At 64.4% G+C, this 23939-nt stretch carries 22 protein-coding genes; 12 read left to right on the top strand and 10 right to left on the bottom strand.

Translation table 11 applies throughout. The features are described from left to right. Position 1: 1 nt before the first annotated feature. The 3 genes from MSTE_RS23180 (at position 2) to MSTE_RS23170 (ending at position 4349) form a co-directional block, all read left to right on the top strand. A complete protein-coding gene (locus MSTE_RS23180) occupies positions 2-1960 on the top strand; it encodes an acetyl/propionyl/methylcrotonyl-CoA carboxylase subunit alpha (protein WP_096504725.1) in 1959 nt (652 codons plus the stop codon). After that, positions 1957-3117 (top strand): acyl-CoA dehydrogenase family protein, encoded by a 1161-nt coding sequence (locus tag MSTE_RS23175; RefSeq protein ID WP_096504723.1) that lies wholly within the window; start codon positions 1957-1959, stop codon positions 3115-3117. Before MSTE_RS23180 ends, MSTE_RS23175 begins: the two co-directional genes overlap by 4 nt. 224 nt (positions 3118-3341) lie before the next feature. After that, complete coding sequence (locus tag MSTE_RS23170) at positions 3342-4349, top strand: L,D-transpeptidase (RefSeq protein WP_096504721.1); 1008 nt, start codon at positions 3342-3344, stop codon at positions 4347-4349. A gap of 62 nt (positions 4350-4411) precedes the next feature. Here the strand turns inward: MSTE_RS23170 and MSTE_RS23165 are convergent, their stop codons facing one another. Further along, positions 4412-6394 carry a M13 family metallopeptidase gene (locus tag MSTE_RS23165; RefSeq protein WP_096504719.1) on the bottom strand — a complete coding sequence of 661 codons (1983 nt, stop codon included), beginning with the start codon at positions 6392-6394 and terminating at the stop codon, positions 4412-4414. A 36-nt stretch (positions 6395-6430) separates the two neighbouring features. Here MSTE_RS23165 and MSTE_RS23160 point away from each other — a divergent pair, with 36 nt between their 5' ends. Beyond that, a complete protein-coding gene (locus MSTE_RS23160; protein ID WP_096504717.1) occupies positions 6431-6997 on the top strand; it encodes a hypothetical protein in 567 nt (188 codons plus the stop codon). Continuing rightward, positions 6997-7710 (top strand): hypothetical protein, encoded by a 714-nt coding sequence (locus MSTE_RS23155; protein ID WP_096504715.1) that lies wholly within the window; start codon positions 6997-6999, stop codon positions 7708-7710. Before MSTE_RS23160 ends, MSTE_RS23155 begins: the two co-directional genes overlap by 1 nt. On the opposite strand, the gene MSTE_RS23150 is transcribed toward MSTE_RS23155, so the two are convergent. Next, complete coding sequence (locus tag MSTE_RS23150; protein ID WP_096504713.1) at positions 7707-8126, bottom strand: CoA-binding protein; 420 nt, start codon at positions 8124-8126, stop codon at positions 7707-7709. The genes MSTE_RS23155 and MSTE_RS23150 overlap by 4 nt on opposite strands. An 81-nt stretch (positions 8127-8207) precedes the next feature. Between MSTE_RS23150 and MSTE_RS23145 the strand changes: the two genes are divergently transcribed. Next, positions 8208-9443, top strand: a complete 1236-nt coding sequence (locus tag MSTE_RS23145) for a GNAT family N-acetyltransferase (protein ID WP_096504711.1) — start codon at positions 8208-8210, stop codon at positions 9441-9443. Here the strand turns inward: MSTE_RS23145 and MSTE_RS23140 are convergent, their stop codons facing one another. From MSTE_RS23140 to MSTE_RS23130, 3 genes are all read right to left on the bottom strand, one after another. Continuing rightward, on the bottom strand, positions 9444-9887 hold the full coding sequence (locus tag MSTE_RS23140) for a CD225/dispanin family protein (RefSeq protein WP_096504709.1): 444 nt from the start codon (positions 9885-9887) through the stop codon (positions 9444-9446). A 109-nt stretch (positions 9888-9996) separates the two neighbouring features. After that, a complete protein-coding gene (locus tag MSTE_RS23135) occupies positions 9997-10527 on the bottom strand; it encodes a helix-turn-helix domain-containing protein (protein WP_096504707.1) in 531 nt (176 codons plus the stop codon). Further along, positions 10524-13307 (bottom strand): MMPL family transporter, encoded by a 2784-nt coding sequence (locus MSTE_RS23130; protein WP_096504705.1) that lies wholly within the window; start codon positions 13305-13307, stop codon positions 10524-10526. The genes MSTE_RS23135 and MSTE_RS23130 overlap by 4 nt, the downstream gene beginning before the upstream one ends. Before the next feature lie 353 nt (positions 13308-13660). Between MSTE_RS23130 and MSTE_RS23125 the strand changes: the two genes are divergently transcribed. Then, entirely contained in the window at positions 13661-14380 is a 720-nt protein-coding gene (locus MSTE_RS23125) for a hemophore-related protein (RefSeq protein WP_096504703.1), read from the top strand. A gap of 84 nt (positions 14381-14464) precedes the next feature. Here the strand turns inward: MSTE_RS23125 and MSTE_RS25685 are convergent, their stop codons facing one another. The 5 genes from MSTE_RS25685 to MSTE_RS23105 all read right to left on the bottom strand — a co-directional run bounded on the left by MSTE_RS25685 (position 14465) and on the right by MSTE_RS23105 (position 18454). Then, positions 14465-14590 (bottom strand): hypothetical protein, encoded by a 126-nt coding sequence (locus MSTE_RS25685; protein ID WP_269458219.1) that lies wholly within the window; start codon positions 14588-14590, stop codon positions 14465-14467. 78 nt (positions 14591-14668) lie between these two features. Beyond that, on the bottom strand, positions 14669-15070 hold the full coding sequence (locus tag MSTE_RS23120) for a DUF3054 domain-containing protein (RefSeq protein WP_096504701.1): 402 nt from the start codon (positions 15068-15070) through the stop codon (positions 14669-14671). 30 nt (positions 15071-15100) lie between these two features. Further along, on the bottom strand, positions 15101-15640 hold the full coding sequence (locus tag MSTE_RS23115) for a YceI family protein (protein ID WP_096504699.1): 540 nt from the start codon (positions 15638-15640) through the stop codon (positions 15101-15103). A 54-nt stretch (positions 15641-15694) separates the two neighbouring features. Further along, the gene (locus tag MSTE_RS23110) at positions 15695-16903 is read right to left on the bottom strand and encodes a lysylphosphatidylglycerol synthase transmembrane domain-containing protein (protein WP_162291502.1); all 1209 of its coding nucleotides are present in this window, start codon (positions 16901-16903) and stop codon (positions 15695-15697) included. Positions 16904-16930: 27 nt separating this feature from the next. Beyond that, on the bottom strand, positions 16931-18454 hold the full coding sequence (locus MSTE_RS23105) for an adenylate/guanylate cyclase domain-containing protein (RefSeq protein WP_030097357.1): 1524 nt from the start codon (positions 18452-18454) through the stop codon (positions 16931-16933). A 142-nt stretch (positions 18455-18596) separates the two neighbouring features. On the opposite strand from MSTE_RS23105, the gene MSTE_RS23100 reads away from it, so the two are divergent. The 5 genes from MSTE_RS23100 (at position 18597) to MSTE_RS23080 (ending at position 23939) form a co-directional block, all read left to right on the top strand. Continuing rightward, the gene (locus MSTE_RS23100) at positions 18597-19475 is read left to right on the top strand and encodes an alpha/beta fold hydrolase (protein WP_096506301.1); all 879 of its coding nucleotides are present in this window, start codon (positions 18597-18599) and stop codon (positions 19473-19475) included. Positions 19476-19530: 55 nt separating this feature from the next. Next, entirely contained in the window at positions 19531-20730 is a 1200-nt protein-coding gene (locus MSTE_RS23095) for an AI-2E family transporter (RefSeq protein WP_096504697.1), read from the top strand. Between the two features lie 9 nt (positions 20731-20739). Then, positions 20740-21915, top strand: coding sequence for a MacS family sensor histidine kinase (gene macS / locus MSTE_RS23090; RefSeq protein WP_096504695.1), 1176 nt, complete (start codon positions 20740-20742; stop codon positions 21913-21915). A gap of 41 nt (positions 21916-21956) precedes the next feature. Beyond that, positions 21957-22589, top strand: coding sequence for a response regulator (locus MSTE_RS23085; RefSeq protein WP_046256098.1), 633 nt, complete (start codon positions 21957-21959; stop codon positions 22587-22589). 492 nt (positions 22590-23081) lie between these two features. Then, the gene (locus MSTE_RS23080; protein WP_096506299.1) at positions 23082-23939 is read left to right on the top strand and encodes an MlaE family ABC transporter permease; all 858 of its coding nucleotides are present in this window, start codon (positions 23082-23084) and stop codon (positions 23937-23939) included.

Here is a 23939-nt window from a genome sequence, read left to right as displayed (position 1 = left end):
AGTGATTCGTTCAGTGCTTATCGCCAACCGCGGCGAGATCGCGGTTCGCATCGCATCCACGCTGCGAGGCATGGGGATTCGATCGATCGCCGTCTATACCGACGGAGACACCGATCATCTCGATGCCTGCGACACCGCGGTGTACCTCGGTGCTGAATCCGCGGGCTACCTCGATATCGACGCGATCATCAGCGCCGCCAAACAGTCCGGGGCCGATGCTGTGCACCCTGGATACGGATTCGTCTCGGAGAATGCCGATTTCGTTCGCGCGTGTCAGTCGGCGGGGATCGTCTTCGTCGGGCCGCCCGCCGAGGCGATGGACGCCATGGGCGACAAGATCAGGGCTAAGGACACCGTTGCCGCAGCGGGCGAGCCGGTGGTCCCGGGCAGCGTGGGCGCACTCTCGGATGAGGAGCTGGTCGTCACCGCCGAGGAAATCGGAGCCCCGCTGATCATCAAGCCGTCTGCGGGTGGCGGTGGCAAGGGCATGCGGGTGGTGCACGACCTGAGGCAGATGCCCGATGCGCTGATCGCATCACGGCGCGAGGCCACCGCGATCTTCGGCGACGACACCTTGCTCGTCGAGCGTTACCTGGCCCGCCCCAGGCATATCGAGGTGCAGGTCTTCGGTGACACTCACGGCAACGTGGTGCACCTGGGCGAGCGTGAGTGCAGTCTGCAGCGACGACACCAGAAGGTGATCGAAGAAGCGCCATCCCCGCTGTTGACCGCGCAACTCCGGGCCGCGATGGGCGAGACTGCATGTCAAATCGCTCGTAGCGTTGGCTATTTCGGCGCGGGAACCGTTGAGTTCATTCTGGACAGCGATGCTCCCGAGCACTACTACTTCATGGAGATGAACACCCGTCTTCAGGTGGAACATCCGGTCACCGAGATGGTGACGGGGATTGACCTGGTGCAGTGGCAGATCCTCGTCGCAGCGGGCGAACGGCTCCCCTTGACGCAAGAACAGATCTCGCTGAGCGGCCACGCGATCGAAGCACGGGTGTACGCCGAAGATCCGGCTCGTGAGTTCCTTCCGACCGGAGGAACGGTTGCGCTGGCGCGCTTTTCGAGCAGCGCGCGCACGGACACGGCATTGTCGACAGGGTCGGTGGTGGGTTCGCGATTCGACCCGATGCTGGCCAAGGTGATTGTGCATGCGGCCGACCGTGCCACCGCACTGGCCGAGGCCGACCAGGCCCTCGCCGACACCCGGATACTGGGCGTGGGAACCAATATCGACTTCTTGCGCGCGCTGGTCACGAATCCCGTCGTGATATCCGGGGACATAGACACGGCGCTGCTCGACAAGATCGCGTCCGAATACCATCCGCCGGTCGTGCCGCATTGGGTGTGGGTGGCCGCAGCGGCCCTGCTGGACGGCGAATCGGAATCCGGGACATTGTGGAACAGCAAGTCCGGGTGGCGTATTGGCGAACACGCGCCGCGTTCGTACCGGTTGCGCATCGGAGAGTCCGTCGAACTGGTCCAGCTCTGGGGTGACCCGGTGGCCGAGGTCGGCATCGGGGACGGCGAGCGCACTTCTGCCAGGGCTCATCGCGCCGCAGGACACGTGAGTGTCGAATTCGCCGGCCAGCTGTACCGCGCGAACGCGGCACGGACGAGCACCGCGGCGTGGATAGCCACCGAAGAAGGAACCTGGCATGCCGATATCGCGCCGGAACCCCGGTTGCGGCACCACGACGGCGAAGACGAGGACGGCGAAATCCGGAGCTCGATGCCCGGGGTCGTACGTGTGGTGTCGGTGAACACGGGTGCCGTTGTCGAGCGTGACGCCCCGGTTGTGGTGGTCGAGGCCATGAAGATGGAACACACCCTGCGTGCACCGATCGCCGGAACCGTGACCGTCGCGGTGGCCGTCGGCGACCAAGTGGCCGTCGATCAACTCCTGGCCACCATCCATCCCGTTATCGACCCCGAGGAGGAGAAGGCATGACATTCAGCACCGCGGAGTTGCCTGGCGAGTACGACTCGCTACGTAAAACCGTTGAAGAATTTGCGAATTCGGTGGTGGCTCCGGTGGCCGCCCATCACGACGCCACCAAGACCTTCCCGTATGCGGTGGTGGCGCAGATGGGTGACATGGGGCTGTTCGGTCTGCCCTTCCCCGAGGAGTACGGCGGAATGGGTGGTGACTACTTCGCACTGTGCCTGACGCTGGAAGAGCTGGCCCGGGTGGACCAGAGTGTGGCCATCACCCTCGAGGCTGCCGTGTCCCTGGGCGCCATGCCGATCTACCGGTTTGGGAACGAAGAGCAGAAGCAGCGCTGGCTTCCAGCACTCGCCTCCGGAAAATCCCTGGCCGCCTTCGGTTTGACTGAGCCCGGTGGTGGTACCGACATCCCCGGCTCGATTCGAACCCGGGCCGTCGAGGACAACGGCAGCTGGGTCATCAACGGCTCCAAGGCATTCATCACCAATTCCGGAACCGATATCACCGCGGTGGTGGGTGTTGCGGCAGTAACCGGACGTTCGGCAGACGGTTCGCCGGAGATCTCGGTCATTCACGTACCTTCGGGTGCACCGGGATTCACCGTCGAGCCGGGATACGACAAGGTCGGTTGGAATGCCTCGGACACGCATCCACTGAGCTTCGACGATGTACGGGTGCCCTACGAGAATCTGCTGGGCGAGCGTGGTCGTGGTTACGCGGGATTCCTGCGGATCCTCGATGAGGGGCGAATCGCCATCGCGGCATTGGCAACCGGTGCCGCACAAGGATGCGTCGACGAAAGCCTGCGGTACGCCAGCAGTCGCCCGGCCTTCGGCAGCGCGATCATCGACTACCAATCGGTGTCGTTCAAGATCGCCCGGATGCAGGCTCGCGCGCACACAGCCCGTCTGGCCTACTACCACGCTGCCGCGCTACTGCTGGCCGGAAAGCCGTTCAAGACCGAGGCGTCGATTGCCAAGTTGGTGGCCAGTGAGGCGGCGATGGACAACGCACGCGATGCCACCCAGATCTTCGGCGGGGCGGGGTTCATGAACGAGTCTCCGGTCGCTCGTCAGTATCGCGACAGCAAGATCCTGGAGATCGGCGAGGGGACGAGCGAGGTGCAGCTGATGCTCATCGCCCGTGCGCTGAGCCGGTAACCTGTCGGAGTACTTAGCTGGCTGGGTGAGCTGGGCATCCGCGACGGTCGCCCAGCGCGCTGAGTCACATCAGGTACCCCCACGGGGTTATGAATGTGACCTTTTCTAATCAACGGCGATAAGGCCTGGTCAAGACGTATTTTCTTGAACCGGTGAAACATCGAGTTGCCTGGTGGCGACGAACCCTATGACACACTGGATGTGTCGCGTCTACAGGAGTGAGCATGCTTGTCTTAACTCGTTGGTTCCGGCGCGCCCTCATCAGCGGTATCTGTGTTGCAGGACTGCTGGGTGCTGGCGTGATTCCTGCCCTCGCAGAGCCGGGTGACCCCGGCGATCCGGGTATTCAAGAACCGGCACCCCCACCGCCGCCGTTCGAACTACCGCCGCCCCCGCCGCTGCCGTGGGAGCTGCCGCCGCCGCCCGCGCCTGACGCGCCGCCTCCCGGCGAGGTTCCGCCGGCTCCGGCGCCGACCACGCCGCCTCCCGGGGCGCCTCCGACGGGCGACGTGCCGCCGTTGCCGGTGGGCCTATTGAAGAACTCGCCCAATAACGGCGACGTCGTTGGTGTGGCTCAGCCGGTGACGATTGTCTTCGCGGCTCCGGTGACGGACAAGAAGGCCGCCGAGGCCGCCGTGAAGATCACCACGTCGAAGCCCGCGCCGGGATACTTCTACTGGTACACCGATCAGCAGCTGCGCTGGAAGCCCACTCAGTTCTGGCCCGCGAACACCGACGTGAACGTGAATGCCGGCGGGACCAAGTGGAGTTTCAAGGTCGGTGACGCCTTCGTGTCGACAGTCGACGATGCCACCTTCACGATGACGGTGACCCGCAACGGGGTTGTGGAACGCACCATGCCGATGTCGATAGGTAAGCACGACAAGAAGCACGAGACGAAGAACGGCACCTATTACGTCAGCGAGAAGTTCCAGAAGATGGTGATGGACTCGTCAACCTACGGGGTGCCGACGACCTCGCCCGAGGGCTACAAGCTCGACGTGTTCTGGGCCACCCGGTTGTCCAACTCCGGCATTTTCGTCCATGCGGCGCCGTGGTCGGTGGGCGATCAGGGTAAGCGCGATGTAAGCCACGGCTGCATCAACCTGAGCACCGACAACGCCACCTGGTACTTCAACCAGTCCCACCCCGGCGATCCGGTGATCGTGAAAAACTCGCCCGGTGGCCCGTACAAGGATTATGACGGCTACGACGACTGGCAGCGCTTCTAGATCTCCTCAGCGCACGGAGAAAGCCCCCGGCCACCGGCCGGGGGCTTTCTCGTTGTGGCAGCTCAGCTCCAGATGCGTACGCGCTGATCGGCTTCCAGGAACAGCTCGTCCTCGGTGCTCAGCTCGAAGGCTTCGTAGAATGCGTCGATGTTGCGCACCACGCCGTTGCAGCGGAATTCAGGCGGCGAGTGCGGGTCTACCGACAGACGCCGAATGGCCTCAGCCTCGCGGGCCTTTGTGCGCCACACCTGCGCCCAGCCGAAGAAGACCCGCTGTGCCCCGGTGAGTCCCTCGATGACCGGAGCCGGGTTGCCGCGCAGCGAGATCTCATAGGCCAGTAGCGCGATCGAGAGACCGCCCAGATCGCCGATGTTCTCACCGACGGTAAACGCACCGTTCACGTGTTGATCGGAGAGCTCGCGGGGTACGAACTCGTCGTACTGCTTGATCAATGCCGTTGTACGCACTCCGAATTCGTTGCGGTCGGTGTCGGTCCACCAGTTGACCAGGTTGCCGTCGCCGTCGTATTTGGAACCCTGATCGTCGAACCCATGACCTATCTCGTGACCGATAACGGCACCGATACCGCCGTAGTTGGCACCGTCATCGGCGTCTGCATCGAAGAAGGGCGGCTGCAGAATCGCTGCGGGAAAGACGATTTCGTTCATGCCCGGGTTGTAGTAGGCGTTCACCGTCTGGGGGGTCATGAACCATTCGTCGCGATCGACCGGTCCGGCCAACTTTGCCAGACCGCGGTCGCATTCGGCGGCTGTCGCGCGCCGGACATTCCCCAGCAGGTCATCGCGCCGGATGGCGATGGTCGAATAGTCACGCCACGCGGCGGGGTAGCCGATCTTCGGGGTGAACTTGTCGAGCTTCTGCAGGGCGCGTTCACGGGTCTCCGGCGTCATCCACTCCAGGTCGGTGATGCTGACCCGATAGGCCTCGCGCAGGTTGTCGACGAGAACCTCCATGCGCGCCTTGGCGTTCGGCGGGAAGTGGCGCTCGACATAGAGCTGGCCTACGGCCTCGCCGAGTAGTGACTCGACCACCGCGACGCCGCGCTTCCAGCGGTCGCGGATCTGCTCGGTGCCGGACAACGTGCGTCCGTAGAAATCAAAGTTCTCTGCCACCAGCGGTTCGGTGAGGTATGCCGCGCGGGCACAGATGAGCCGCCAGCTTGCCCATTGCTTCCAATCACTCAACGGCTCCGAAGCCCAGAGGCCGGCGAAGGCGGTGAGGTAGTCGGGCTGTCGCACCACAAGTTCGGTGACTTGGCCGGCGGTGGCACCCAGGCCGGAGATCCATCCGTCCCAATCGAATCCGGGTGCGGTGTGCTCCAGGTCCGCGAACTGCACCAGGTTGTAGCTCAGCTCGGCATCGCGCCGCTTCACCACATCCCAGTGCGCTGCGGCGATCTTGGTCTCCAGCGCGAGGATCCGGTCGGCGGTATCGGCGTGGTCACCCTCGCCGTACACCAGCGCGAGCATGGCGGCGATATGGGCGCGATACGCGTCGCGCGTCGCCGCATGCTGCTCCTCCCGGTAGTAGGACTCGTCGGGCAGGCCCAGACCGGACTGGCTGATGTGGAGGAGGTAGCGGGAGGAATCCTTGGCATCGGTGTCGACGTAGCAGCCCACCCCGCTGCCGGCTCCGGCCCGCTGCAACCTACCCATGACGGCGGCCAGCGCGGTGACATCGGCTGCCGAGGTGATCCCGTCCAGCTCCTGATGAAGCGGCGCCAGGCCGATAGCTGCCACGGTCTCGATGTCCATGAAGCTCGCGAACAGGTCGCCGATCTTCTGCGCCTCGGTACCTTCGGGTGCACCCGAGTCGGCGGCCTCCGTGATGATCCCGCGGACCTGCTCCTCGGCGCGGTCGAACAGAGTTCGGAACGCTCCGTCGACGGCACGGTCGGCCGGAATGGAGTATTCGGCGAGCCAGCGGCCATTCACGTGGCCGAACAGGTCATCCTGTGGGCGGATGGATTCGTCGCGGTGGCTCAGGTCGATACCGGATTTTGGCAGCACGGATTCTGTCGTCACCCGTCCATGGTGGCACGGGTCGCTAGGGTGAGGCCCGTGAGCAAAGAGGCCCCGGCAACCAGCCAAGGCAGGGCGGACGGACCCGTCTTCTCCCGGTACGGCGTTCTGTCCGCCGTTCTCGGCGCGATCACGGTTGCCGCCCTGGTGCTTTCGATCTTCGTCGTTACCGGCCATCGCAGCCAAGTGGCCCGCGACCGCTACGACTCCCGCGTGCTTGATACCGCGGTGACCTGGGTCAACACCCTGATCAACATGAAGAAGAGCAATGTCGACTCCAGCGTGCAGATGTTGCAGGACGGTACCGCCGGGCAGCTGAGTGATCATTTGGGGGAGATGCTCGCGGGTGTCGTGAAGCTCGCGCGAACGGTCGACGCCGACGCGGCGGGAGAGATCGATGCGGTGGCCATCGACAGGGTCGGCGCAAGGATTCCGGATGAGGACATCGGCCTGCCTTCCGTGGAGCGGGTGGATCGCGTCATGGTGGTGGCCACGTCGGTGACGCGCGATGCCAACGCCCCCCCGAAGGTCAATCAATGGCACCTACGGCTTGCGGTGTCCAAGGTGGGGAACCAGCTGCTGGTCACTGGTCTGGAGTTGCTGTGATGAGCCGTAATGCATTGCGGGTCATAATCTTTGACTTACTGGCGCCTCTGGTTACGGTGCTGGCGATTGTCGAACTCGGCGTGATATTGCGCTGGCCCACCTGGTGGGTGGTGGTGTGCACGGCGTCGTGTCTGCTTATCGCTCAGGGTTCAGCGGTGAACGCCTACCTGGCCCGACGTGATTCGGTGACCGTCGGCACGGACGATGACGGACCGGCGCTGCGTACCGGGATCGTCGCACTGGCCACGGTCGCGGTGCTGGCGGTTGCGGTCGTGGGGTACCGACATTGGACGGTTCCCGACCGAGAGGGGAACGCGGACCGCGCGGCGGTGACCGATGTCGTCGTGACGGTGGCCGAGGCGGTGGTGAACTTCGTCCCGGGTAGCCCGGATTCCTACGTGCGCAAGGCCGCCGAGCATATGACGGAGGGACAGGGGCAGTCCTTCACGCGTGACTTCGACAGGGCCACTGCCGAGCTCAAGACCAAGGGAATCTCACAGCAGGGTCAGATCATCTCGGTCGGAATCGAAGCCCTCGGACCCGAAGACGCCGTGACCGCCGCCCTGGTGCGACGCACGAGCGTTGCCGCAAAAACGCAACCCGAAGAGTCGGTGCTGGCGCTGCGGATGACACTTGCCAAACGTGATGGCCGCTGGCTCGTGGACAACATCGCACCGATCGACCGGATCGGCGCGCAGCCGCCCACGGGCTAGCGCGAACTGATACGCGCGAACTCGATTTCGGTACAACGGTCCATGACGACCTGCAGCCCCGCATCGGTGGCCTTGTTCGCGGCGTCGATATCGACGAGATCGAGTTGGAACCAGAGTGTGCGTGCGCCGATGTCGATGGCCTCTTGGGTGATGCCCGCCAATTCCTCGCGACGGCGGAACACATCGACCAGGTCGGGTGTCTCCGGCAGCGCCGCCAGGTTCGGGTAGACCGCCCGGCCGTCGAGCTCGGAGATCGTCGGATTCACCAGGAAGATTCGGTAAGGACTGTGCGTGGCCAGATAGCGGTAGACGCCGTGACTCGGCCGGTCGGGATTGGCCGAAACTCCCACGATGGCAATGGTCTTTGTTTCGAGCAGTATCTCGGCGATTGCCGCGTCATCGGGGGCAGTCCACACCGCGGTTCCTTTCCTCCTAGACCCGTGGCACGCCGAAAACTCAAGTGACAGGCCTTGGCATGGCACGGTAGACATGGGTATGTGTCTGAGCTGACCCTACGCACCATTCAAGACGAGGACGACTACCAGTCGTACGTGAGCTTCGCGTACTCCGTGTTCCTGCAGGATCCCCAGCTGGACGAGATAGCGGCCAGCCGCAAGTTCACCGAGCTGGACCGGATGATCGGATTCCACAACGGACGCAAGTGGGTGGCGACGGCGGGTGCCTACAGCCGTCACGTGGTGCTACCGGGCGCAACGGTCGCACCGGTCGCCGCCATCACCGCCGTCACGGTGGCGCCGACGCATCGGCGCCGCGGTCTGTTGACCGCGATGATGCGCCGTCAACTGGAGGACGTGCGCTCGCGCGGTGAGTCCATCGCCATGTTGTTCGCCTCGGAAGCGTTGATCTACGGACGATTTGGCTACGGAGTCGCGACGGAAGCCGCGGAATTGTCTGGCCGGGTCAAGGAGCTGGCTTTCCGGCCGGATGTGGATCTAGGCGACGGCACCCTGGAGGAGGTAGACGCCGACACCTTCCTGGCATCGGCCCCTGCCGTGTACGACGTCGCCATCGCCGAACTGCCCGGCCAAATGTCGCGTACCCCCGAGTGGTGGGCGATCTGGACGTTGGACAACGAGGAACGCCAGAAGGAGTCCGGCAAGATCCGCTTCGTCCTGCATTACGAATCCGATGGAACAGTCAGCGGATTCGCCCTCTATCGGCCGAAGCCGGGGTGGGGTGACGCGGGGCCCGACGCGGAGCTGCATGTGCAAGAGGTGCTGGGAGCCAGCCCGCGCGCCTATGCCCGGACATGGCGCTACCTGCTGGATATGGATCTGGTGCGCAAGATCAAGTATCACGGCGCATCGGTGCATGAGGAGCTGCGATACCTGTTGGCCAACCACTCGGCGCTGGAATGCGCTGTGAGCGATGCGATCCAGGTGCGATTGGTCGATGTTGCGAAGGCGCTGTCGCAGCGGCGATACGCGGCTGAGGTGGACGTGGTGCTGGAGGTCACCGACGAATTCCTACCAGAGAATTCGGGACGCTACCGTCTGCGCGGCAGTCTGACCGATGCCAGCTGCGAAATCACCACGGACGACGCCGATATCGCGTTGACCGTGCGCGATCTCGGGTCCGTCTATATGGGTGGGGTGAGCCTGCAGGCGCTGGCCAGAGCAGGTTTGGTCACTGAACTTCGAGCAGGTGCGGTGCAACGGGCCGCCATCGCATTCGGCTGGCCCGTCGCACCTAGTGCACCCGATGACTTCTAACTAGTTGTCGCGACCGGGACGGCCCATCGGACCTGGGCCGTTCCATCCGTCGTCATCCCAGGTGCGGTGCCAGCCGCCGTGGTGCCCCCAACCACCACCGCCGCCACCATGCGTGTGCCACCAAATGGCGCATGCGATGCGGAAGGCGATGAACAGGAACAGCAGCACCAGGCCGGTCAGCAGGGCGATCTTGCCGAGGAGTTTGGCGCGGTCCGAGGATTCCTGCGCGCGGTCGTACTGGCCGGTGAGCCAGTACTGGGTCACGTTCAATGCATTGGTAAATGCGCTGAACGCCAACGGCCAGAAGAAGACAAGGGAGGCCACTGCCCAGCCGACATTGGTGGGGGGAGGCTTCGGAGCTCCCGCGGGGGCCGTCGGCGCGGGCGGGGGCGCGGGCGTCGTAATGGCGCCGGTAGGTTCGTCAGTTTTCGTCTCGTCGGTCATGGCACGAGGTTAGGCCGATTTCAGGCGGGCTGCCATAACGATCGGGCAGCTCTCAGGGAACTGGCATTGGTTACGCAGGTACCCGGATGTAACGCGATGTGCCCGGTGGCTATCCGCGGGGACGGGTGCGCCCGAACCGCCGGGCTACCCGGCGCATCCGCACCAGCATCGCGACCGATGGGCTGGTTGTGCCTGTCAGGTACGAGGAGAGTTCGCCACTTGAAACACCTATGCGGGAAGCAAACTCGGCCTGGCGCAGACCGGACGCCTCGAACAGCAGGTTGATCTCGTTGGCTGCTTCTCGTTGTTCTGCTTCGGCAAGGTTGTCGCGCGCCCGGGTGAGGACTTCTTGCAGCACGGTCGAAATGCCGTAGAGCTCATCGGCGCCCACGACTTCCTCCACCTGGCGGGCGGTTCGTCCGAATGGGTCGCGTTTGAGCGCGTGGACGATGGCCTGCCAATCGGAAAGGTCGCCGCTTTGCAGGGCGTCGAGTATCTCGGAGGTGGTCCAGTGGGAGACCGGCTTATCGGTGCGTCCCGGCTCCTCGATGTGAGCGGAACTGGAGCCGATGTCACCGGAACCCGAAGGCTCGTCGGGCACTTCGGGTGAGACGGCTGGAGCGTCGCTCGTGACCGTCACCTCGCATCCTCCAACATCGCTACCGCCACGGACAGGCACTGCCTGCGCACCGTGGGGCATTCCATTGCGCCGTCGCCGGGCTTCGGGTCAGCTAGCCGTCGGACCAGCTGACTGGAAACCCACCTCTGATTGGACTGTACACAGTAATGCTGATCGAGACCGGCGAGGACCTTTGCCGCGGTTTGCGGTTCCATTAGCGAAGCGAGCCGGGCGAACTCGGTGTAATCGCGTTCGGCGTTGCGGCGCATCAACAACAGCCCTTGCATGCGCAGCGCTTCGGCGTCGGTGGGTACAACACACTTCTGTCCCGTCGGCAGCTTTACCTGGGTGATTTCGACCGGTGTCACCCGCGAGAGGGGGCCGGGCATGGCGACGGTGTCGATATCGGTTCCGTTTTTGCCGGCCTGTAAGGCCTCTAGTGCCACAGTCAAGTTGTCGCGCCAGCGGTCCACGAGCACCGACTGGGCATCGGGTGCGGTGACTGTGCCGCCATCGGCGAGCCGCTTGAGCCGGGCCGCCGAGACAGCGATGGCGTGATAGTCGATACGCGGTTCCTCGAACCCGGATCCTTGAAGTCGCAGCGCACTCTCGGTATGCGGGCCCGGAAGTTCATCGACACATGGGGTTTCGAAATCAACAGTGGGCAGCACCCGATCCAGCCAACCCGGAAGCCACCAGTTGCGCTGGTTGAACATCGCCATCAGCGCCGGTACCAGCACCAAGCGCACCACCGTCGCGTCGACGGCGATCGCCACCGCACACGCGACGCCCAGCTGTGCGACCAACGGCATTCCGGCGAAGGCAAATCCGATGAACACCGCGATCATGATCAGCGCCGCGCTGGTGATGGTGCGCGCACTCGTGCGTACGCCGAACGAGACCGCATCGGCACAATCACCGGTGCGCAGATACCGCTCGCGCACACGTGCCAGCAGGAAGATCTCGTAATCCATGGTGAGGCCGAAGGTCAGTGCGAGCGCTAACGGCGGGATACTGCTGTCGATGTTGGCCTTGTGGAAGCCGAGGAACTCCAGCCATCCCCATTGGAAGACGATCACCAGGCTGCCGTAGGCGGCGGCGACCGAGAGCACCGTCATCACCACGCCCTTGAGCGCCAGCACCGGCGAGCGCAGTGTGGCCAGCAGCATGACGAATGCGAGGACACAGACGAAAGCGAAGACTCCCAACAGTGCGTGTTCCACCCTGTTGTCGTAGTCGAACAGCAGCGCCGTCGGCCCGCCCACGCTGATATCGGCACCCGAATTCTTGAGTGCATCGGGCACATTCGCACGTAACCAGCTGACGGTGTCGCGGGCTGCCTTCGCCTCGGGGTCTACCGACAGCACTGCCGAGATCAGCGCGTCATGCCCGCCCGTGGAGAAGATGGGGTCGGAGACCCGCGCGATATTGGGGGCCTGCGCGATGGTCTCCTTCGCGATCTCAAGGGCTTGCGCATGCTGAGGATCTTGCGCGTTGCTCTTGTCTCCGTCGAAGGTGAGCAGTATCTGCACCGGTCCGAGCGCACCCGGTCCCATTGCCACGGCCGCAGCGTCGATGCCCCGGCGGATCTCATGGGACGAATCGAATTGGCGCAGCATGCTATTGGAGACCTGCATGTGCAGGCTCGGTGCGGCGAGCGCGAGCAGGAAAATCGAAGCGCCCAGCGCGGACAGCCAGGGCCGGCGCATGACCTCTTGGGTCCATTTGCGCCAGAAGGGGATTGAATGCTTGCGTAGCGGTGAGGCTCGCAGGAATTGGGACTGGTTGGCCGCGGCCTTACCGAAGATGGCGAGCAACGCGGGCATCAGAGTGGTGGAGCTGAGAACGGCGATGGCGACGACGATGATGGCGCCAGAGGCCATCGATGCCAACGCGGGGGTTCCGATCAAGTAGATGCCGGCGAGGGCTGCGATCACGGTGAGGCCGGAGAACGTGACGGTGAGCCCCGAGGTGGCCATCGCCGCGGCTATCGCCTCCTGCCGGTTCTTCCCCGAATTCAGCTCCTCGCGGTACCTCATGAGGATGAAAAGGGAGTAGTCCACCGCGACGGCGAGGCCGATCATGGTCACCGTCGGTAGGGCGAATACCGAAATAGTGGTGATGTTGGACAGCGCGAGGACGATCGCGACGCTCAATGCGACCGTGCACAGGCCCAGGAGTAAGGGCAGGGAGGCCGCGGCCAGAGAGCCGAACGCGGCGATCAGGACGATCAGGATGACCGGAATGTTCCACTTCTCGGCCTGCTTGATGTCTCCGGCGATCTGTTCGGTCATCGCGGCGCCCAGCGCACCTTGGCCGATGACATAGAGGGATACCCGGCCTCCGGCGATCTGCCCGGGCTCACCGCCGTGCACACCTATCTTCTTGCGAAGGTCCTTGGCGATGTCGGTCGCGCCGGTGTTATCGAAGCCGATCCGCAGGGTGACGACGAACGGGCGATCCGGTTGCGGGGTCAGCTGCGGGGGGATGGGCTCGACCGAAACCTGAGGGATCTGCGCCGCCACCTGCTTGAGATAGTCGACGGCGGCGGTCATATCGGCCACAGTCGCATCGGGCCGGGGCGTGGCGACCAGCGCCAGCGGAGAGGCGCCGTGATCACGGAACCCGGTCTCCATCGCGTCGTGCACCTTCAGCGATTGCGAACCGGCGACTTCGAAACCACCACCGGTGAGCTTCTCTCCATGACTGGCGACCAGGCCTGCCGCGGAGGCGATAAGAATCAGCCAGACAGCGACGGTCAACCACCTATACCTGCGAAGGTAGTCGCTGGTGCGCATCATGACTGACTGCACGATGGTTCCTGTCGTTCGGTGTGACGCACGCAGTCTCCTGTGGCGTGGTCGTGATGCTACAGCAACGCGACCAACCGTGCCCCCTGTCTGTATATATCCCGGCAACCTGCGATGACGCGTTTACTAACAGCCTGCCTTGGCGAAAAACCAGTGGTGGCTGGACGTGCTTTTCGCGCTCCCTGGCAACGTTGCGCTGAGCCAAAAATCGGATCGTGAAATTCAGAATCTGGCCGACGATAAAGAGTGGGTAACGCTCTGGTCACTACGCGCGTCCGTGTTTCGAAATGGCGCCGAATTTCGATACGTTGGCTGTAATCCCCCAACCAAGTAGGAGGAATGTCATGTCAGCCACAACCTCGCGGCGCACGGCCTACGGCTTGCTGAGCGCAGGTGTTCTCGCTGGCGGGCTCGCGATGAGCGCCCTGGCACCGATTGCCGCGGCCGAACCAATCCCCCCGACCCCCGCCCCGGCCCCGGCGGCTCCCGTCGCACCGGCACCCGTCCCGAACGCTGCCGCACCCGCCGCGGCGACTGTGACTCCGGCCACACCCACGCCGGACGGATGCCAGGCCAGCAAGATGACCAAGACCGTCGGCAACGTGGTGCAGAACGCCGCGGGCTACCTGGAGCAGCATCCGGACGTCGATGCGGCCTTCACTGAGATCAAGGCCGCCCCGCAGGACCAGATCGCCGCGAAGACGCAGAGTTACCTGGTGTCGCGGCCCGATGTGGCCGGTTCGCTCGGTGGCATCGCCGCACCGCTCAATGACCTGCGCACCAAGTGCGGTCTGCCGCTGGACCTGGCCCAGGTGGTCAACGGTGGCGGCCTGAACCCGGCCGCGATGGGCGTCAACCCCGCGCTGCTTACCGCGCTGTCGCAGAACCCGGCCGCGCAGGCTCTCGTGCAGAATCCGGCGGTGCAGTCGGCCATTCAGAACCAGGTACCGGCTGCCAGCTTCCCGCAGGGCCCCGGTCCCGCGCCCGGACCGGCTCCCGCCGCCGTCGCTCCGGCTCCGGCCGGCCCGGTGGGTACAGGTCCCGCCCCCGGTCCTCGCGTCTAAGGCCACATACCCAATTCGAGTGCGAGTCTGGCGCGGATTTCCCTGGAGATATCCGCGCGAGGCTCGCACTCGGTGTTTTGGGGGCTAGCGGGTCAAGACCTCCGGGCCCGCGAGAGGGGACATGTCATCGTGGCGGTTGAGATACCGCACCGACAGCAGCACTACGGCATAACCGGCGAGGGGCACCAGCACGGCGGCGAGACCTTCCATGCAGCCAGCTTGCGGGGGAGCGGGGTGTGTATCCAAGCGTGTTGACGGGATCCTGACGGAGGCCTCGCTATTTCTTGATCACCTGCGGGCCGTTCCGCTGAGCCGGGTCGCGATGACGCGCCACCCCAGCAGGAACAGGGCAGTCACCAGCGAGGCGACGATGACAAAGCTGAACGCGACGCCCTGGTTGCTCAGGCGGCGCAAGATCATCCCGAACAGCACCGTGCAGACCCACACCGCGACGCCGGTGTGCGCGACGGATGTCGGACGCGACCAACCCCGACTCAACAGCCAGCCGACTCCGGCACCCGACAAGAACGGCCACGCCGTCTCCCACACACCCACCAGCGTGATGCCCTCGGCATGACTGCGGCGGCCGATGGTGCAGAAGACCAAGACGCCGATGACATCCAGTACCAGGGAGAGCAGTACGGATGTCACCGGCGTTTGGGGTGACGAATTCTGTTGCACGCTGGGCATTCCCCGACCGTAGCGGGTGCCGTGCGGCGATCAGTTGGAGGGTGCCTCCGGGTGACCGGCTTCGATGTTGAAGGTCAGTGTGACCTTCTCGCCGACCAGTCCGGCACCGCCGGTGACGCCGAAGTCGCCGCGGTTGATCTCGGTGCCGGCTTCGAAGCCGGCGACAGCGCCACCCTGTGCTCCGGGGCCGACGCCCTCCAGGGACAGGTTCAGCGAGACCGGCTGGGTGACGCCATGCAGGGTCAGTTCACCGTCGACGATGTAGTCGTCACCGTCGGCGCGCACCGAGGTGGATCGGTAGGTGGCGGTGGGGTGGTTGTCGGTGTCGAAGAAGTCGGCCGAACGCAGGTGGCCGTCGCGCTGGTCGTTGCGGGTGTCGACAGAGGCCACGTTGATGGTGGCCGATACCGAGGGAGTGCCGTCCTCGGCGACGGTGATGTCACCGCTGAAGTCGGTAAACGAGCCGCGGACCTTCGAAACGCCCAGGTGGCGTACGGAGAACGTGATGTCCGAGTGAACCGAGTCGATGGTCCAGGTTCCGGGGGCCAGAACTGGCGTGGTGGTGGTCATGAATGCTCCTCAAAGTTGGGTAGGACATTCATGACAACCGGACCATAGTCCGCTTTATTTCGGGGGATCGGAAGAATTTTTTGGAGGGTCGCCGGGCCGGGCGTCGGGGCCGGGTTCGGGCTCCTTGGATGGACTCGGCGTGGCATCGGGGTCGATCTGGCTCTCGTCGCGGAAGAGGAAGAAGAAAATGACCCAGCCGATCGCGGAGATGAAGATCCAGCTGACCGCACGGTAGATGAGCATGGCGGAGATCGCGTCGGGCAGCGTCATCCCGGAGGACACCAGGCCGGGAACCAGGAAGGCCTCCACCACCAGCAGGCCACCGGGCATGAGCGGAAGCGAACCGGCGGCCCGCGCCGCGGCATAGGCGACCATGACACCGACCAGGGAGGGTCGGCTGCCCACGGCATAGGCCGCGAAGGCCAGACACGCCACATCGGCGATCCAGTTGAACAGCGACCAGCCGAACGCCTCGCCGAGGGCACGCCGGGTCAGCGTCACCGCTTCCATCTGCTTGAGGATCTCGCGCCAGCGCGCCACCCCCATCATCGGCGGCTTGCCGCGAACATCGTTGACCCAGCGAAGGACTCGCACACCGATACCGTCGAGCATCTCCGGACGCGATGCGACCGCCTGTGCCAGGAGCAAGATGGCCAACAATCCGCCGATGCTGAAGATCAGCGAGAACGGGTTGGTCTTGGCGCCCAACAGGAATGCCCCGCCCAATCCCAGGATCGCCAAACCCACCGCCTGCAGCACCCCGGACATCACCAACTGCCAGGACGCCACGACCGGGGTCGCACCCCAGAGTCGCTGCTGCCGATAGATAAAGGTGGCCGAGAGCACGGGTCCGCCGGGCAACGTGGTGCTCAACGCGTTGCCGGCGTAGAAAGCGGCCTCAGAGCGCCATTGACGTATCTTCACGCCCGCCGAACGCAGCAGCGTGCGCTGGATCTGCGCGAAGCTGTGCATCGAGGCCATCGCTGCGAACGCTGCCGCCAGCACCCACCACGGGTTGGCGGTCTTGAGGCTGCGCCAGGCCGATGCCAGCTGATCGGAGACGAATCCGATCTCCACAGCGAGCACGATCGCCAGGAGCACGAGGACCGCCCAGCGCAACCACCAGTACTTTCCCCGTTGCTTGATGACGGGTTGGGGCGCGGTATCCGCTTCGGGATCGTCTGGGCACGAGGCCGGACCGCTTCCTTCGGGCGGCGTACAGCCGCCGTCGAGTGGGTCACGGTCATCGGGCACGGGCACCACAGTAACGGCGCGGACTGGCCACTTCTTTCAGGTTCCCGCAGGCCACGCTAGGTGTGTCGCCCTGGTGCGGCCCCGGAGCAGCACAGAGTCGCCGTGATCCCAGTGTTTTTGCTCATCGGGGTCGGCGAAATAGAGCGCATTTGTCGAGGCGAGCAGGCGGCTGGGTCGGTGTTTGGCGAGTTCGGTGAGCCGCGAAGCCTCATTTACCGGGTCGCCGATCACCGAGTACTCATAGCGTTCGGGTGCACCGACGTTCCCGGCGACCGCCAGCCCTGCCGAGACCCCGATGGCGAACTCGAAGGGGTGGGGGAAGTCCTCGTTGAGCCGGTCCCGCAGCTCGCGGGCAGCCGCCAGGCAGGCGGTAGTGGCATCCGGGCGGTGCAACGGGGCGCCGAAGACCGACAGCGCTTCGTCTCCGACGAATTTGTTGACGAAGCCGCCGCGGCTGTCGACCACTTCCACCACGATGCGAAAGAAGTCGTTGAGGATGGTGAGTACTTCTTCGGGGTCGCGATCGGAAGCCATCGACGTCGACCCGATCATGTCGACGAAAAACACTGCAACGTAACGGTTCTCGCCGCCGAGGTTGGTGCCGAGCTGCAGGGCCTGACTGGCCACGTCGGCACCCACGTGCTTACCGAATAGTTCGCGCAGTTGACGACGTTCCTCACCCACCTGCATCATCCGGTTGAACCCGGCCTGCAAGACGCCCAGCTCGCTGCCGTCGTAGACGTCGACGCGTGCCTCGAAGTCGCCCTGCGCCACATCGCTTATGGCGGTGCGCAATTGGCGTACGGGGTCGGCCAACTGTCCGGCGGTGAGCAGAGCGAGTCCGTAACTGCCGACCAGGGTGGTCGAGACGATGAGCAGGACCGTAAGGGCAAGGTCGCGTGTCGAGGTCAAGTCCTCCGGCTTCCAGAGGGCCATGCCGCACAGCGCGATGATCCCGATCGCAGGTGCCAGAGTGCCGATCCACCAGCTCAGGCGAACTCGCACGAATACAGAGGGGGCGAATCGTCCGTGAAACTCGCTGGCGCTCAACGCTTTGGCTGCGATGGGGCGCAGGATGCGCTCACCGAGCAGGTAGGTGAGGCCGAAGCTGGCCGTCGCCGATTGCACACACCCGATGATGGTGGCCAGAGTCCACTTGGAGTCGTGCATGGCGCCCACCGCGATGAACACTCCGGCGCCGATGGCCCAACCACCGAGGTGCAGCAGCGACTGCTGAAGGGGTGCGGTCAACGCGGTGCGTAACTCCAACGCGGTGGGCGGCCCGCCTCGGCAGTACCAGCGGGCCAGTCGGTGTTCCATATGCAGCGCCCAGCCGACGCTGGTGACGATCATGACTCCGAACAGAAGCCAGAACAGTGGGGGACCGTTCTCGAAGACCCAGTCGTCGGCCGGCCGTTTGAACGGCATCCAATGGCGCAAGAAGTAGAACAGCAACAGCAGGGTGGCGGCATTGATGCCGACCATCGATGCCACGAACACCGTCCAGCGGGGGCCCAGCACATGCATGGCCCGAAACCATTCGCGCAGCCGTTCCATCACCTAGGTATTCCGATCGGTCTACTTCACTTGTACTCTTATCCGCCCGCTATGACGAAGCATGCCAGTTCTTGCAGGTCTTACGGATGCATATGTGGAGGCCGCGCTCGCGCCGCGGAACCTACTGCGCGGTAGGGTGCGGTTCATGACGCAGCGCAGCATGCCCGTCCTCGAGGGCGTGACCCATGAATATGTGCAAGCCGGGGACGTGAAGATCCACGTGGCCGTAGCCGGACCGCAGGATGGACGACCGGTCGTGTTGTTGCATGGCTGGCCCGAGAACTGGTGGATGTGGCACAAGGTGATCCCGGCCCTGGCCGATGCCGGATACCGGGTGCACGCCATCGATCTTCGTGGCGCGGGGTGGAGCGAGGTCGCCCCGACGGGCTACGAGAAGGAGCAGTTTGCCTCCGATGTGCTGGCCGCGGCCGATGCGCTGGGGCTCGAATCCTTCGATCTGGTCGGACACGACTGGGGTGGTTGGACGGCGCAGCTGGTGGCGCTGAAAGCGCCGTCGCGGATCAAGCGACTGGCCATCCTCAACATTCCGCCGGTGTGGCAGGAGCCGGGCCGCGTCGCCAGGCATGCCCACAAGCTGGCCTACCAGCTCGTGGTGGGAGCCCCCGTCGTCGGACCGCTATCGCACCTGTCGCCGACCCTGTGGTGGTTCATCCGCCGTAGCGGCATGCCCAAGGAATCGGTGGACTTCTTCCGCGGCTGTTTCCGTGACCGCGACCGCCGGGTGGCCGGATCCAAGATCTACCGGTCGATGGTCGGCAAGGAATTCGCCAGATTGGCGCGCGGCCCGTACGACGATCAGAAACTCGCGATGCCGGTGCGGGTGCTGTTCGGGCTCGACGATGTCGCTGTGCACCCGTCGCTGCTCGACGGCTTCAAAGACCACGCCGACGATCTGAACATCACCGAAGTGCCCAACTGTGGCCACTTCATCGTCGACGAGCAGCCCGAACTCGTCGTGAAGTGGCTGACCGAGGTACTCGCCGAGCCTGCGCCGAAGGGATAGTTGCTGAATTGTTCAGCTCTTCGCGCAAGCGGCTCATCGCGGCTACGCTCGGCGCATGACGCACGCTGACGCAGCCGAGTCGGTTCATCCGTATGTGCGCAAGGGGGCGGCATGGGCTTGGCGCCTGCTGGTGCTGCTTGCCTTCGGGCTCACCTCGTTATGGTTGTTCTGGCATCTCAAGACGATCACCATCCCGCTGCTGCTCGCCCTGATGGGTTCGGCGCTGCTGGTTCCCACGGTCAACTACCTTCAGCGGCATAAGGTTCCGCGTTCGCTGGCGGTCGTCGTGGTCATGCTGACCGGAAGCGCGGCGGTCGGCGGGATCCTGACTTTTGTGGTGGACCAGTTCATCAAGGGTCTGCCGGACCTGTCGACGCAGCTGACCAACAGCATCGAGTCGCTGAAGAACTGGGCGATCCACAGCCGGTTCCACGTCAGTGAGGACCAGATCGGTAAGGCCGGCGATGCTCTGGTCAATGCCATCAAGGACAACCAGGGAAGGGTCACCAGCGGGGCGCTGGCCACGGCCACCACGGTCACCGAGATCATCACCGGTGCGGTGCTGACCTTGTTCACCACCATCTTTTTCCTCTACGGCGGCAAGGAGATCTGGGAGTTCGTCACCCGAATCTTCCCGACGGCGGTGCGGCCGCGGGTGCGTCGCGCCGGTGTCCTCGGCTTCGGCTCACTGATCGGCTACGTGCGCGCCACGGTCGCGGTGGCACTGGTCGATGCCATCGGCATCGGCGTGGGCCTCGCGGCTTTCAGTGTGCCGCTGGCGCTTCCGCTGGCCTCGCTGGTGTTCTTGGGTGCTTTCATCCCCATCATCGGTGCGGCGATCTCCGGTTTCGTGGCGGTATTCATCGCGCTCATCACCAAGGGCGCCTTTACCGCGTTGATGATCTTGGTCATCGTGATTGTGGTGATGCAGGTGGAAGGCCATGTGCTGCAACCGCTCATCATGGGCCATGCGGTGCAGATCCACGCGCTGGCGGTGGTGTTGTCCATCGCCGCGGGCGGCGTATTGGGCGGAATCATCGGCGCACTTCTGGCGGTGCCGACCGTCGCGGTGCTCAACACCGCGATCCGGGCCCTCATCGAACCCGAGGATTCCGCCGATCCGTATCTGGTTGAGGGAGAAGAGGAAGCGGAAATCCTCGACCCAGAGATGGTGCCCGACGGGGGCCCGCCCGCAGTCGGCGCCGGTCCAAGCAACGGTGTGCCGGAATTGGGCCCGGCTCCGCCCAAGGACTGACGGACCGTTATGGCATCCGGACACGGAACCGTCCCACGTTGGGTGAGCGGTAACGATCCGACGGCATCGCTGTGGCGTGCCGCGCAGGTGTTCCGATTGGCGAGTTTTGGGTACGCGTTGTTGGCCTCACAGCTGACCTCTTACACCCATTACGACCGGCAAGCACTGAGCTGGGCACTGTATGCGGGCATGGCGATATGGACAGGATTCGCGGCAGTCGCACTGTCGCGCAACTGGCTTCGACGCTGGCAGCTGGTGCTGTGCGATCAGGTGATCGTCATTGCGCTGATGCTTGCCGGGCGGCTGGTAGTCGATGTGCAGTGGTACAGCGGACATCAAACCCTGCCGACCACGCTGTGGGTTGCCAATGCGGTGGTGTCCATGGGCCTGCTGCGCGGGCAGCTCGCCGGTGTCATCTCGGGGTTCGTCCTGGCCGCCATCAGCATCGCCGCGCGTGGGCTGCCCGTGAGTGCACTGTGGCTCGATTCCACCATGCCGGCCTTGGTGGTGGTGGGGCTCGCGATTGGCGCCGCATCCACCACCGCGAAGCGCACCTTTCATGAACTGCGGCGCGCGGAGCGTGCGGCCGCAGCGGCCATCGAACGCGAACGGCTCGCACGGCAGGTGCACGACGGGGTACTTCAGGTGCTGTCCTACGTGAAACGGCGGGGCACTGAGATCGGCGGTCCGACAGCGGAGCTGGCCGCCATCGCAGGTGAGCAGGAAGTGGCTCTCCGGGAGCTGATCTCGGGTGCTACCCAGACGATGTTGGCCGACGACGAATTGGTCGATCTGCGCCCGCTCCTGCGCACGCAGGCCAGTACCGCGGTATCGGTCTCGGCGCCGGGCTCTCCCGTGCTCATCGGTCAGCACATGGCCAGCGAGCTGGCGGCCGTGGTACGTAGCGCACTGTCCAACGTGGCCTTGCACGCCGGGCCGCAGGCACACGCCTACGTGCTCATCGAAGATCTCGAGGATTCGGTGGTCGTGACGGTGCGCGACGACGGTAGTGGTATCGCCGACGGCAGGCTGGACCAGGCAGAACGTGAGGGACGGATGGGGGTATCCCGATCGATTCTGGGCCGGGTGGCTGATCTGGGCGGGGCCGTCCTGCTGGAGACAGCGCCGGGTGCAGGCACCGAATGGGAGATCACGGTGCCCAAGTCGCAGGAGGTGGGGTTGTGACCGAAAACCCGGAAAGCATTGACGACGAGCAGATTTCGGTGATGGTGGTCGATGACCATCCCATGTGGCGTGATGGGGTTTCTCGCGACTTGCAGGCGGCGGGGCTGCGGGTTGTGGCCACTGCCGACGGGGTCGCCTCCTCCGGACGGATCGCCGCGACGGTGAGACCCGATGTGGTGCTGATGGATATGCAGCTGACAGACGGTGACGGAGCACAGGCAACCGCCGCGGTACTCGCCGCCTCTCCGGGTAGCCACATCTTGGTGCTCTCGGCGTCGGCTGAACGCGAGGACGTGCTGGAAGCGGTCAAGGCCGGAGCCACGGGGTATCTGGTCAAGAGTGCGTCTGCCACTGAGCTCATCGATGCAGTGAAGGCAACGGCCAAGGGGCAGGCGGTGTTCACTCCGGGCCTGGCGGGACTGGTGCTCGGGGAGTTTCGGCGGATGTCGAGCGCGCCGGCGACCGAGAGCGATGACACACCGCGGCTCTCCGAACGGGAAACCGAGGTACTGCGGCTGGTGGCGAAGGGTTTGAGCGCCAAGCAGATTGCCACGCGGCTGTCGCTGAGTCACAGAACCGTCGAGAACCATGTTCAGTCCACCCTGCGCAAGCTGCAGTTGGGCAACCGTGTGGAACTCACGCGGTACGCCATCGAACACGGACTGGATGAATAGGGCTCTCTGACTTCTCCGCTTCCGCCGTCAATGCAGGCAAGTGTTGTTTCAGCAAACATTGACAGATCGGCGCGAGTGTGACGTGCGGCTCCCGGACCCGCATTTATGGCTCAGAACGCAATGGTCGGCACCGCACTCCGCGGACGGCCAGCCAAGGATGGCGCGTCCGCCCGGTCGAGCTGTGATCGGGCACACGTTATGCCAAAAATGCTTTTCGACAATGTAATTCAGCCCGTCAGGTGTGCACTTTCAGAACGGCGCGGGCTGCATGTATCGCAGAGTGTGACCCACGGCACAGTACACCGATCGGTGTGATTTAGGATATTACCAACTGTTAAATTAACGCTTCATCATCTAGCGTCAACGCACATTGGCGCCGCAGCCCTTGGCGCCCAGCGAATACCGGGTCAACGAGGAGTCTGGAATGCGTGGTGCGACGATTCATGCGTCTGGTCCCACTGGACTAGGGGTGGCGCTGCGCCAGTGTCGGCCGTGAGCGCATCGGAAACCGGAGTCGCTACTGGAGACGGCGTCGCGGCAATCGAGGACTGGGCTACCGGGTACGTCAGGCGTCACCCGCTGGAATCCTTGAGCACGGTCGGTGAGCAGTTCATGCTGGGCGTGCGCACCATTCAGTGGTTCTTTGTCGACCTGTTCAGCGGGCAATTCCAGTGGCAGGAGTTTGTGCGGCAGGGCGCATTCCAGGCCGCGACGGCCGTAACGCCCGTCATCCTGGTGACACTGCCGATCGGTGTCACGCTGTCGATCCAATTCGCACTGCTTGCAGGCCAAGTGGGTGCGACGTCGTTGGCGGGCGCCGCCAGCGGCATCGCGATCATCCGCCAGGCCGCCTCCCTTGTCGCCGCGGTGCTGATGGCCTCGGCCGTCGGCTCGGCCATCACCGCCGACCTGGGCTCGCGCACCATGCGTGAAGAGACCGACGCCATGGAAGTCATGGGTGTATCGGTGATCCGGCGGCTGGTGGTGCCCCGGTTCGCGGCCGCCATCATGATCGCCGTCGCGCTCACGGCAATTGTCTGCTTCGTCGGGTTCCTCGGCGCGTACCTGTTCAACGTCTACTGGCAGAACGGTGCGCCGGGCAGCTTCGTGTCCACGTTCGCCTCCTTCGCGACGCCCGGCGACATGATTCTGGCGGTCCTGAAGGCAATCATCTACGGCGCCATCGTGGCGGTGGTGGCGTGCCAGAAGGGTCTGTCCACCAAGGGCGGACCCATCGGTGTCGCCAACTCCGTCAACGCGGCAGTGGTGGAATCGATCCTGCTGTTGATGATCGTGAATGTTGCCATCAGCCAGCTGTACATCATGATGTTCCCGCGGACGGGGCTGTGA

The organism is [Mycobacterium] stephanolepidis, assembly GCF_002356335.1.
GTDB classification, from domain to species: domain Bacteria; phylum Actinomycetota; class Actinomycetes; order Mycobacteriales; family Mycobacteriaceae; genus Mycobacterium; species Mycobacterium stephanolepidis.
The sequence above is the reverse complement of the archived record's forward strand: the minus strand, read 5'-3'. Positions and strand labels throughout refer to the sequence as shown.

What these genes read in the sequence shown, in the direction of transcription:
- MSTE_RS23175 (WP_096504723.1), top strand. Translation starts at nt 1,957, where the DNA reads ATGACATTCAGCACCGCGGAGTTGCCTGGCGAGTACGACTCGCTACGT.
- MSTE_RS23170 (WP_096504721.1), top strand. Translation starts at nt 3,342, where the DNA reads ATGCTTGTCTTAACTCGTTGGTTCCGGCGCGCCCTCATCAGCGGTATC.
- MSTE_RS23155 (WP_096504715.1), top strand. Translation starts at nt 6,997, where the DNA reads ATGAGCCGTAATGCATTGCGGGTCATAATCTTTGACTTACTGGCGCCT.
- MSTE_RS23140 (WP_096504709.1), bottom strand. Translation starts at nt 9,887, where the DNA reads ATGACCGACGAGACGAAAACTGACGAACCTACCGGCGCCATTACGACG.
- MSTE_RS23130 (WP_096504705.1), bottom strand. Translation starts at nt 13,307, where the DNA reads ATGATGCGCACCAGCGACTACCTTCGCAGGTATAGGTGGTTGACCGTC.
- MSTE_RS23125 (WP_096504703.1), top strand. Translation starts at nt 13,661, where the DNA reads ATGTCAGCCACAACCTCGCGGCGCACGGCCTACGGCTTGCTGAGCGCA.
- MSTE_RS25685 (WP_269458219.1), bottom strand. Translation starts at nt 14,590, where the DNA reads ATGGAAGGTCTCGCCGCCGTGCTGGTGCCCCTCGCCGGTTATGCCGTA.
- MSTE_RS23120 (WP_096504701.1), bottom strand. Translation starts at nt 15,070, where the DNA reads ATGCCCAGCGTGCAACAGAATTCGTCACCCCAAACGCCGGTGACATCC.
- MSTE_RS23115 (WP_096504699.1), bottom strand. Translation starts at nt 15,640, where the DNA reads ATGACCACCACCACGCCAGTTCTGGCCCCCGGAACCTGGACCATCGAC.
- MSTE_RS23100 (WP_096506301.1), top strand. Translation starts at nt 18,597, where the DNA reads ATGACGCAGCGCAGCATGCCCGTCCTCGAGGGCGTGACCCATGAATAT.
- MSTE_RS23095 (WP_096504697.1), top strand. Translation starts at nt 19,531, where the DNA reads ATGACGCACGCTGACGCAGCCGAGTCGGTTCATCCGTATGTGCGCAAG.
- macS (WP_096504695.1), top strand. Translation starts at nt 20,740, where the DNA reads ATGGCATCCGGACACGGAACCGTCCCACGTTGGGTGAGCGGTAACGAT.
- MSTE_RS23085 (WP_046256098.1), top strand. Translation starts at nt 21,957, where the DNA reads ATGGTGGTCGATGACCATCCCATGTGGCGTGATGGGGTTTCTCGCGAC.